This is a genomic window from Thermodesulfobacteriota bacterium, assembly GCA_040756475.1.
Taxonomy (GTDB): Bacteria; Desulfobacterota; Deferrisomatia; order Deferrisomatales; family JACRMM01; genus JBFLZB01.
This window is the reverse complement of the sequence record JBFLZB010000179.1, coordinates 1-9,065: the sequence shown is the minus strand read 5'-3', so window position 1 is coordinate 9,065 and position 9,065 is coordinate 1. Positions and strand designations below refer to the sequence as shown.

General features: G+C 71.6%; 8 protein-coding genes and 1 tRNA gene. 6 read left to right on the top strand and 3 right to left on the bottom strand.

The window, feature by feature from the left end:
- Positions 1 to 255: 255 nt before the first annotated feature.
- The gene (locus AB1578_19125) at positions 256 to 2,169 is read right to left on the bottom strand and encodes an ABC-F family ATP-binding cassette domain-containing protein (GenBank protein MEW6490007.1); all 1,914 of its coding nucleotides are present in this window, start codon (positions 2,167 to 2,169) and stop codon (positions 256 to 258) included.
- A 52-nt stretch (positions 2,170 to 2,221) separates the two neighbouring features.
- Positions 2,222 to 3,289, bottom strand: coding sequence for a 3-deoxy-7-phosphoheptulonate synthase (locus AB1578_19120; protein MEW6490006.1), 1,068 nt, complete (start codon positions 3,287 to 3,289; stop codon positions 2,222 to 2,224).
- Positions 3,290 to 3,389: 100 nt separating this feature from the next.
- On the opposite strand from AB1578_19120, the gene AB1578_19115 reads away from it, so the two are divergent.
- Complete coding sequence (locus tag AB1578_19115; protein ID MEW6490005.1) at positions 3,390 to 3,740, top strand: YkgJ family cysteine cluster protein; 351 nt, start codon at positions 3,390 to 3,392, stop codon at positions 3,738 to 3,740.
- A gap of 295 nt (positions 3,741 to 4,035) precedes the next feature.
- A tRNA-Met gene (locus AB1578_19110) sits at positions 4,036 to 4,112 on the top strand.
- Positions 4,113 to 4,349: 237 nt separating this feature from the next.
- Here AB1578_19110 and AB1578_19105 read toward each other — a convergent pair.
- The gene (locus tag AB1578_19105; protein MEW6490004.1) at positions 4,350 to 4,667 is read right to left on the bottom strand and encodes an AAA family ATPase; all 318 of its coding nucleotides are present in this window, start codon (positions 4,665 to 4,667) and stop codon (positions 4,350 to 4,352) included.
- Between the two features lie 331 nt (positions 4,668 to 4,998).
- Between AB1578_19105 and AB1578_19100 the strand changes: the two genes are divergently transcribed.
- The 4 genes from AB1578_19100 (at position 4,999) to AB1578_19085 (ending at position 9,040) form a co-directional block, all read left to right on the top strand.
- Positions 4,999 to 5,307 carry a helix-turn-helix domain-containing protein gene (locus AB1578_19100; protein MEW6490003.1) on the top strand — a complete coding sequence of 103 codons (309 nt, stop codon included), beginning with the start codon at positions 4,999 to 5,001 and terminating at the stop codon, positions 5,305 to 5,307.
- Complete coding sequence (locus AB1578_19095; GenBank protein ID MEW6490002.1) at positions 5,304 to 6,497, top strand: HipA domain-containing protein; 1,194 nt, start codon at positions 5,304 to 5,306, stop codon at positions 6,495 to 6,497. Before AB1578_19100 ends, AB1578_19095 begins: the two co-directional genes overlap by 4 nt.
- Positions 6,498 to 6,878: 381 nt before the next feature.
- Positions 6,879 to 7,859: a WYL domain-containing protein gene (locus tag AB1578_19090; GenBank protein MEW6490001.1), complete on the top strand. Its 981-nt coding sequence runs from the start codon at positions 6,879 to 6,881 to the stop codon at positions 7,857 to 7,859.
- Between the two features lie 173 nt (positions 7,860 to 8,032).
- Entirely contained in the window at positions 8,033 to 9,040 is a 1,008-nt protein-coding gene (locus tag AB1578_19085; GenBank protein ID MEW6490000.1) for a DUF6569 family protein, read from the top strand.
- The last annotated feature ends 25 nt before the right edge of the window (positions 9,041 to 9,065 follow it).

Sequence of the window (9,065 nt, the reverse complement as noted above, 5' to 3'; positions counted from 1 at the left end):
CCGCAGCAGCGGGCTAGCCCGCCGACACCAGAGCGTTCTTTTCCGGATCGTGTGGGTCGATCCAGTGGCAAGCCAAGCCGGAGGTCTTGGGCGCGTAGGGGCGCACGGCGTGCGCCCGGAGGGTTCAGGGTGGGCCCGATGGTGGGCGCACGCTGTGCGCCCCTACGGGTGAGCTGGCCGCATTTCGGGGCTCTCGGCGGATATGCGAACCCACACGGATCGCAAGGGTACCTCTCTTGTTGGGGGAGCGAGCCTCTAGCGCCGGGACTCGAGCTCCTCCCACCGCGCCAGGAGGGTGTCGAGGCGGGTCCCGAGGGCGGTGAGCTCCTCCGAGAGGCTTTGCAGCTCACGGCGGCCGCCCGGGAGGGCCGACGGGTCGGAGAGGCACCCCTCGACCTCTCGCTTGCGGGCCTCCAGCCGCCCGATCTCCTCTTCCACAGCGGCGAGCTCCTCTCGCTCCCGATAGGAAATCCCCGATCTTCGCGCTGCCGGCGGGGAGGGCGATACGGCTGGCCGGGAAGACTTCGGCTGCGGCTGCTCTGCGCTTTCGGAGCGCCCTGCCCGCAGGCGCGTGAAGGTCTCGTAGTTCCCCTCGTAGAAGACCACCCGGCCGTCGCCCTCGAAGTGGAGGATGCCGGTGGCGACGCGGTCGAGGAAGTAGCGGTCGTGGGTGACCAGGAGCACGCACCCGGGAAACGACGCCAGGGCCTCGTCGAGCACCTGCAGGGTGGGGATGTCGAGGTCGTTGGTGGGCTCGTCGAGCACGAGCACGTTGGCCCCCACGAGGAGCAGGCGGGCGAGGAGCAGCCGGGCCCGCTCGCCCCCCGAGAGGGTGGACACGGGCCGCCGGTGGTCCGCCCGAGAGAAGAGGAAGTCTTCGAGGTAGGCGGACTTGTGCCGCCGGCGCTCCCCGGCACCCGGCAAGGACACCCACTCGCCGTCCCCGATGCTCCCGGCCACGGTCTCGGCGTCGTCCAGCCCGCTGCGGGCCTGGTCCAGGTACCCGATCCGGGTGTTCCGGCCCAGGGTTACCCGGCCGGCCGCGGGGGCGACCTCGCCCAGGAGGGCGCGCACGAGGGTCGTCTTGCCGCACCCATTGGGCCCCAGGATGCCCACCCGCTCACCGGCCCGCAAGCGAAGGTCGAGGCCGCGCACCAGCACCTGTCCGACCGCCTCCACCGCGAGGCCTTCGGCTTCGAGGATGGTCCCCCCGAGGCGCAGGCGCTCGTCCGGGGCGAGCGCGAGGGCGAGCTCCCTCTTGGCGGCGGGGGCCTGGCGAGCCTGCAGGTCCTCGACCCGGCCGATGCGGGCCTTCTGCTTGGTGGTGCGGGCCTTGGCGCCCCGGGCCAGCCACGCCTCCTCGCGCCGCAGGAGGTTCAGCAGGCGGGCCTGTGCCTCGTCCTCCCGCGCCAGCCGCTCGGCCTTCTGCTCGAGATACGCGGAGTACCCGCCCTCGTACGGCGTCAGGCGCCCGCCCTCGAGCTCGAACATCCGCGAGACCACCCGATCGAGGAAGTACCGGTCGTGGGTCACCAGGAGCACGGCCCCCGGGTAGGTCTGCAAGTGCTCTTCCAGCCACTCCACGGTCTCGGCGTCGAGCTGGTTGGTGGGCTCGTCCAGGAGGAGCACGTCGGGGGCGCAGAGGAGAATGCCCGCCAGGGCCACGCGCTGGGTCCAGCCTCCCGAGAGGGTGCCCACCCGGGCCTCCGGATCGTGGAGGGCGAAGCGGGAGCACATGGCCTCGACCCGGTGGTCCAGCGCCCAGGCCCCGTGCTGGTCGAGCCACCCGTGCAGGGCCTCCTGCTCGGCGAGGAGCCGTGCCGCCTCGGGGCCGGAGGCCTGCGCGAGGGCCTGGGAAGCGGACCGGTGGCGGGCGAGCTTCTCCCGGGCTTCCCCCAGGTGGGCTTCGAGCACCTGGCGCACCGTGGCCTCCGGCGCCAGGGCGGGGACCTGGGGCAGATGGGCGAGGGTCGCGCCCCGGCGGGTGGTGATGCGGCCGGCGTCGGGCGGTTCGTACCCCGCGAGGATGCGAAACAGGGTGGACTTGCCGCAGCCGTTGCGGCCCACCAGGCCCACCTTCTCCCTCTCTCCCAGGGCGAAGGTCACCCCGCCGAGGACGGTGGTAGATCCATAGGCCTTGCAGAGGTCCGCGACGTCGAGGACGTTCATCGGCGGGGCCCGGCGGCCCTGCGGGGCAAACCGGCAGCTGCGCCGGGGGCGGTCACCCGAGCCGTCGCCCGCCGCAGCGGCCCAGCTCCTCCCAGGCCCGCCGAAGCATGGCCTCGGTGCTGACCCAGTCGGCGCAGGCGTCGGTTACCGAGACGCCGTAGCGGAGCTTTCGAGGATCTTCCGGTATGGGCTGGTTGCCGGCCTCCAGGTTGCTCTCCACCATGAAGCCGAAGAGGGACCGGTTCCCGGCGGCCACCTGCGCGGTCACGCTCTCCAGCACCAGATGCTGCCGGCACGGGTCCTTGCCGGAGTTGGCGTGGCTGCAGTCCACCACGATCGCCCGGGGAAGGCCGGCCTCCTCCAGCAGGGCCTCGGTGCGCGCCACGTCCTCGGGCCCGTAGTTGGGGCGGCCGCCCCCGCCCCGCAGCACGATGTGCACGTCGGGGTTGCCCGCCGTCTGCACGATGGCGGCCCGGCCCCCGTGGGTGATCCCCAAGAAGCTGTGGGACTGGCCCGCGGCCTTGAGGGCGTCGACGGCGTTGGCAAGGTTGCCGTCGGTGGAGTTCTTGATCCCCACCGGAAAGGACAGCCCGCTCACCATCTCCCGGTGGATCTGGGACTCGCTCGTGCGGGCCCCGATGCACCCCCAACTGATGAGGTCCGCCAGGTACTGGGGGTTGATGGGCCCGAGGGTCTCGGTAGCCACGGGCAGGCCCAGTTCGGTAATCTCGCACAGCAGCCGTCGGGCGATGCCCAGGCCCTTGGAGATGCGGTACGTGCCGTCCAGGTCCGGGTCGTTGATGAGCCCCTTCCAGCCCATCCGGGTGCGGGGCTTCTCGAAGTAGACCCGCATCACGAAGAAGAGGCGATCCGCGAGCTCCCGGCCCAGGGCGGCCAGGCGGCCGGCGTACTCCAGGGCGGCCGCCGGGTCGTGCACCGAGCAGGGCCCCACCACGGCCAGGAGGCGCCGGTCGCGACCGTAGAGGAGGTCCTGGATCTGGCGGCGGGAGCCGGCCACGAACTCCGCTGCGCCGGCGGTCAGCGGGAAGACGCGCTTGAGGTCTTCCGGCGCGACGATCGGGCTCATGGCCTGGACTCGAAGATCTTCGGTGGTGTACATGGGCGTCCTGGGGTGAAGGGGCGGGCCGGTGCCGACCGACCGGGAGCCACATTAGAGCAGGGGGCGCGGCGGAAGGCAACGGGCAGGCGGGGAGGAATCCGTGCTGAGAGTGTGGGGGCACCTGGGGAGGAAGAAGGGCCGAAGCGCCGGCTGCCGCGCCTGCGGCGTGTGCTGCGAGGTCTACGCAGGCCACCTGCGGGCTGCAGCCGAGGACCTGGAGCGGTGGCGGGCCGAAGGCCGCACCGATCTCCTGTCGCGGGTGGGGGACGCGGGAGTGATCTGGTGCGATCCCGGCACCGGAGACCACCTGGAAGCCTGCCCCTACCTCGTGCGCGCCCCCGACGGGCCCCGCCGCTGCGCCATCCACCCCACCAAGCCCGCCCTGTGCCGAGCCTACCCGACCCCGGCCCACGCAAACCGCTGCGTGCGGGGCGTGAAGCACGCCTGGTGACTCGGGCACGGCGCCGGCTGTCCAGCCCTGTTCCAGAATCCACCACCAAATCTTTGGGGCGGGGTCCGGGAGTCCTGGAGCGCAGCCCCGTACCGCCTCGACCGAACCGCAGCAGCGAGGCCGAAACCTGTGAGACTCGGCGCACCGGCTCCCTCAGAGACGCCCCCTCCGAACATCGCGGATTGCGGGGCGGAGCGCAAGGGCTCCCGGACCCCGCTCGCCACCCAGGCGGTGGATCCAGGTGTTGGCCAGCCCTTGACAGCAGCGCGAAGGCGCGTATAATGCGCCCTCCTGTCGCGGGGTGGAGCAATTTGGTAGCTCGTCGGGCTCATAACCCGAAGGTTGCAGGTTCAAGTCCTGCCCCCGCTACCAGCCAATGAAAACGGGCACTTAGACCACGGTCTGGGTGCCCGTTTTTCCGTCCCGGCGAGGCTCTTTCCAGCCATATTTCCAGCCAGCGAAACCACCCTTCGGACGGCGCCGGACCCAGCCTGATGCCCGTCGCCCTCACCATCCCGGAGGCCGGCTGCACTGCGACTGACAGAGAGGAGATCAACACGCTGTGCCCACCTGAAGTCGTGCCCTCGGGGAAGCCGCCGCACTGCCGCCTCAGCCTCCCCCAACGCTGAGCGTCCATCTGACCCGCCGCGCGAGCTCCGGATCGACACCCTCTTCCCTGTTCGCTGCCAGGATCACGACCCCGTCGTATGCATCCACCCGCGCCAGGAGGTGGCCGACTCCCTGGTCGGCGTAGCGGTCGTGGCTGTCCCTGACGCTTGTGCGCCTGCCAAGCAGGGCGTCGGCCTCGTCAAGAAGGAGCACGGGACCTGACGCCGCCGCCCGGGCGAAGACCCGGTCGAGGTTCTTCTCCGTCTCCCCGATGTACTTTGAGACCAGGGTGGAGATGTCCACGCGGTACAGGGGCATGGCCCAGGGCCTCGGTAATGCCGTCGGCTACGGACAGGCGTCGCGCCGGACTTTGCCCCACCAAGAGCACTGGTCCGGGTAGGCGCTCGCCGCGACGGTGACGCGACGGTGACGCGACGGTGCTCTCGCCCAAGTCCACCCCGCGCCCCTCGTCCAGGAGCCGGCGAAGCACCTGGCGCACTTCCCCCACGGCGTCGCGGTAGGACGCACACGGGCGCTCCAGGCGCCGGGCCTTTGACCGGAGCCGCGCCCACTCCCGAACCAGCACGCCATTCGTCTTTTCGGAAATCATCGCTTTCGTAAGCGCCAATCAGCGGCTATACTGGAAACGATGTTTTCCGAAGACACCCAAGCCGCCCTGCGGGCGCTCGGTGCGCGGCTTCGCCAGGCGCGCTTGGCCCGAAACGAGCCACAGCACCGGTTTGCCCTGCGTCTGGCGGTGAGCGTGCCGACCTTGCGAAAGCTTGAGCAGGGAGACCCCGCGGTCGGCCTGGGTGTGCTCGCCGAGGCGCTCGCCGTGCTCGGCCGGCTCGAGGATCTCTCGGGCGTGCTCGCGCCGCCGAGGGATCTGTTCGCCCGCTGGGAGGCCGAGCAACGCCCCCGGCGTCAGCGGGCGCGTACCCGGAGGGCGGCTCCGTGATCGGGCTTGCCGTGTGGGTGACGCTCCCAGACGGGCAGCGACTTCGCGCCGGGCAGACCGTGTGCGATCCCGAGTCCGGGGAAGGAGCCTTCGTCTATGCCCCGGAGTTTCTGGCCCATCCGCAAGCGTTTGCCCTCGATCCGGCGGAGCTACCGCTGGGGCCGGGCCAGGCCGTGTACCGCCGGGAGGCGGGCGTGGCGCTTTGCTTTTCCGACGCGCTCCCCGACGACTGGGGCCGGCGGCTCCTGGTGCGCCGGGCGAGGCTGCCGCGCCATGAGCAGACTGCCGCGCATCTTCTGCGGGCGCTGGGGAGCTCGGGACTCGGGGCGCTGTCTTTCTCGACCGAAGGCAGCCCCTTGCCTCCCGATCCCACCCCAGGGCTGCCGGAGCTCGAGCGCCTGGTGGAGGCCGCCCAGCGCCTGGAGCAGGGGCTTGCGCTCGAGGACCCGGATCTCGCACTCCTGTTGCGGGCGGGAAGCTCCGCCGGCGGGGCCCGGCCCAAGGCGCTTGTTTTCGACGGCCCCGTGCCGGCAATCGCCAAGTTCCCGCGACCGGGAGACTTCCACCCGATCGTCGCACTGGAGGCCGCGACGATGGCGCTGGCTCGCCGGGCTGGGCTCAACGTCCCCCATACGCATCTGGTGACCTGCGGGCGCCACCAGGTGCTGCTCGTCCACCGGTTCGACGTGACTCCAGCGGGCGGGCGGCGCCACATGCTCAGTTTCCAGACCCTGCTTCAAGCCCAGGGATGGTACCAACTGGGCTATGCGGACCTTTTCGCGGTGCTGCGGCGGCTTTCGGCCCGGCCCGAAGAAGACCTCGCGGCGCTGTTTCGCCAAGCGGCTTTCAACGCCGCCGTGGGAAACATCGACGACCACCTCAAGAACTTCACCCTTCTCCACGACGAGCACGGTTGGCGCCTCTCGCCGGCCTACGACCTTGTCCCGGGCACGAGCGGGGAGGTCGAGCACGTCTTGCGCTACGCCACCGGGCACGTTTGTCCCTCGGGCCGCGAGCTCATCGCCTTCGGACATCGACTCGGCGTGCCTGCGCCGGCCGAGATCCTGGAAGAGGTCCTCGAAGCGCTGCCGGCCTACCCGGAAGAGCTCGCCGCCGCAGGGGTGCCCCAGCCGCTCATCGCGGTCCTGGCCGCCCAGGTGCAGGGGCACCGGGAGCTGCTCGGAGCCTGAGCCGGGCGGTGACAGGGCGTCACGGTGGGACGCCAACGCGGTAGCGTTACCCTCACCGAGGGGCTCTGGCGCCTGCCTCGCACACGGCCACGGTGTCGCCGTCGGCATCCTGGACCCTGTCGAAACCAGACTTGCGGCACAGGCAGTGCCAAGGCCCGGAATCCATTCGCCGAGGCGATCAACCGGGGGTGAATAGCCACCACCCCGCTGCGGGGACCTGAACTCCCCCCTGGCAGGGAAGGCGGGCAGCGCCCTTTCGCGAAGCGGCGCGGCGGCCGATAGGGGGCACGGGGAGGCAGATCGGGGCCGGGGGCCGAGCCCGGGACCTCGTACCCGGTCTTCCCGGAATGCCTGCCGCGCCGACGAGAGGAGGGGGACCCCATGCCGTCGAACCAGCTCATCCGCCAGTGGACGCTTCTCCAGGAGCTCGCGGTCTCCTACCGCGGGAAGACAGTGGAGGAGCTCGCCCGGCTCCTGGAGGTGGGCAAGCGCACCGCCCGCCGAGACCTGGAGGCCCTGGAGGCCGCGGGCTTCCCCACCGAGAAGGTGGCCGACGGCAAGTACGTGCGCTACCGGCTCCTGCGCGGCTACTCCCCGCCCCAGATCCCCTTCGACCTGGCGGAGGCCCTGGGGCTCTTCCACGCGACGCTCCTCTCCCCGCTGTTTGCCAACAGCGCCTACCACGAGCTTCTGGAGTCGGCGCTCGTGAAGCTCCAGCACGCCTTCCCCCCCTCCATCCGCGACTACGTGGGCCGCTCCAAGGTCGCCCTCACCCACCGCTCCCCGGTGACCCACTCCCCGAAGCTCCTGGGGGTCGTGCGCATCCTCCAGGAGCAGGCCGCCGACTCCTGCCGGGTGCGCCTGACCTACGAAAACCTCAAGGGGGAGCTTACCGAGCGCCTGGTGGACCCCTACTGCCTGCGCCTCTACCAGGGGGACATCTACCTCCTGGGCCACTGCCACCTGCGGGGCACCGAGCGGGTCTTCCTGGCCGACCGCATCCGGGACGTGGAGCCCCTCGACGAGGAGTTCACGAAACCCCCCGGGTTCGAGCCGGAAGACCTCCTGGACGCGAGCCTCGGGATCTACCTGGGCGAGGCCTACCGGGCGCAGCTTCGCTTCCGGGACGAGGCCGCCCGCTACGTGCTCCAGCGCCCGCTGCACCCGGCCCAGGCCGTGCTGGAAGAGGGCCCCGGTTGGATCCTCCTCGAGGTGCCGGTGCGGGGCGAGCGCGAAGTGCTCCACGCCGTTCTTCGCTTCGGCGCCCGGGCCGAGGTGGTGGGCCCCCCGGCGCTTCGCCGCGCCGCCCGCGAGGAAGTCGCCCGGCTTGCCGCCCTCTACGACGGCCGTCCCTTGGCGTGAACCTTCCTCGTATTTCGTTTCTGCCTTTCGACTGACAGGATCTGTCATACGTCCCCCGTATCCTGAGGGCATACGGTGCCGGCGCCGCCTTCCCCCGGGGAGCTCCCCTCCCCTTCCGGTAACGCGCCGGCCGTTTCCGGGCGGGTGCGCCCCGCCGCCCCAGGAGGACGACCATGACCCTCATCGCCGAGACCCTCGGCGCCCTCTCCCTGGGCGCCCCCCAGACCTTTCGCGGCCTCACCGTCTTCCCCCTGTTCGTGCTCGGCTCCGGCGTCCGGGAGCCGGACTACCTCACCCTCGACGAGGCCCTGGAGCGCGGCGTCGCCCGGGTGACCGAGATCTCCGAGGGCGGGAGCGTCCCGGAGCTTCGCTTCGTCAACGAGGGCGCGGAGAAGGTCCTCCTGGTGGACGGAGAAGAACTCGTGGGCGCCAAGCAGAACCGCACCCTCAACGTGAGCATCCTCGTGGGGGACAAGCAGACCGTCACGGTCCCCGTCACCTGCGTGGAGCAGGGGCGCTGGCACTACGCGTCGGCGGAGTTCGCCTCCGCCAGGCGGGCCCACTTCGCCCAGGGGCGGGCCGCCAAGGCGGCCCAGGTGTCGGCGTCGCTTCGCGCCTCCGGAACCCGTCGGGCCGACCAGGGCCAGGTGTGGGAGGCCATCGAGAGCCGGGCGGCTGCCTTCGGCGTCGCCTCCCCCACGGGGGCCATGGGGGCGATGTTCGAGGAGCGGGCCGGGGACCTGGGCGGCTACGAAAAGAGGCTCCCGCCCGGCGAGGGGCAGGCGGGCGCGGTCTTCGCCGTGGCGGGGCGCGTGGTGGGGCTCGACCTCTTCGACGCCCCCGCCACCCTGGAAAAGCTCTGGGGAAAGCTCGTGGGGAGCTACGCCCTCGACGCCCTGGAGGCCGAGGGCAGCGGCGAGGTCGGCGGCGACAAAGAGCTGCGCGGCGCCCGGGACTTCCTCGCCCGGCTCGGGGCGGCCAAGGCCGAGCGCTTCCCCGGGGTGGGCCTGGGGGAGGACGTGCGCCTCGAGGCCCCGGGCCTCTCGGGGGGAGCCCTCGCGGCCGACGGGCGCGTGGTGCATCTGAGCGCCTTTCGCGTGGGCGGCAACGGGCACGGGGGCGAGGCGGCGCGCCGGCCGCGGATGGCGCAGGCCTCCCGGCGTCGCGACTACCGGCGCTGAGCCCTGGGGATCCACCGGATCGGGG

Bases quoted from the DNA above. Each gene is read 5' to 3' on its own strand.
- AB1578_19125 (MEW6490007.1), bottom strand. From the start codon at position 2,169: ATGAACGTCCTCGACGTCGCGGACCTCTGCAAGGCCTATGGATCTACC.
- AB1578_19105 (MEW6490004.1), bottom strand. From the start codon at position 4,667: ATGCCCCTGTACCGCGTGGACATCTCCACCCTGGTCTCAAAGTACATC.
- AB1578_19085 (MEW6490000.1), top strand. From the start codon at position 8,033: ATGACCCTCATCGCCGAGACCCTCGGCGCCCTCTCCCTGGGCGCCCCC.
- AB1578_19120 (MEW6490006.1), bottom strand. From the start codon at position 3,289: ATGTACACCACCGAAGATCTTCGAGTCCAGGCCATGAGCCCGATCGTC.
- AB1578_19100 (MEW6490003.1), top strand. From the start codon at position 4,999: ATGTTTTCCGAAGACACCCAAGCCGCCCTGCGGGCGCTCGGTGCGCGG.
- AB1578_19090 (MEW6490001.1), top strand. From the start codon at position 6,879: ATGCCGTCGAACCAGCTCATCCGCCAGTGGACGCTTCTCCAGGAGCTC.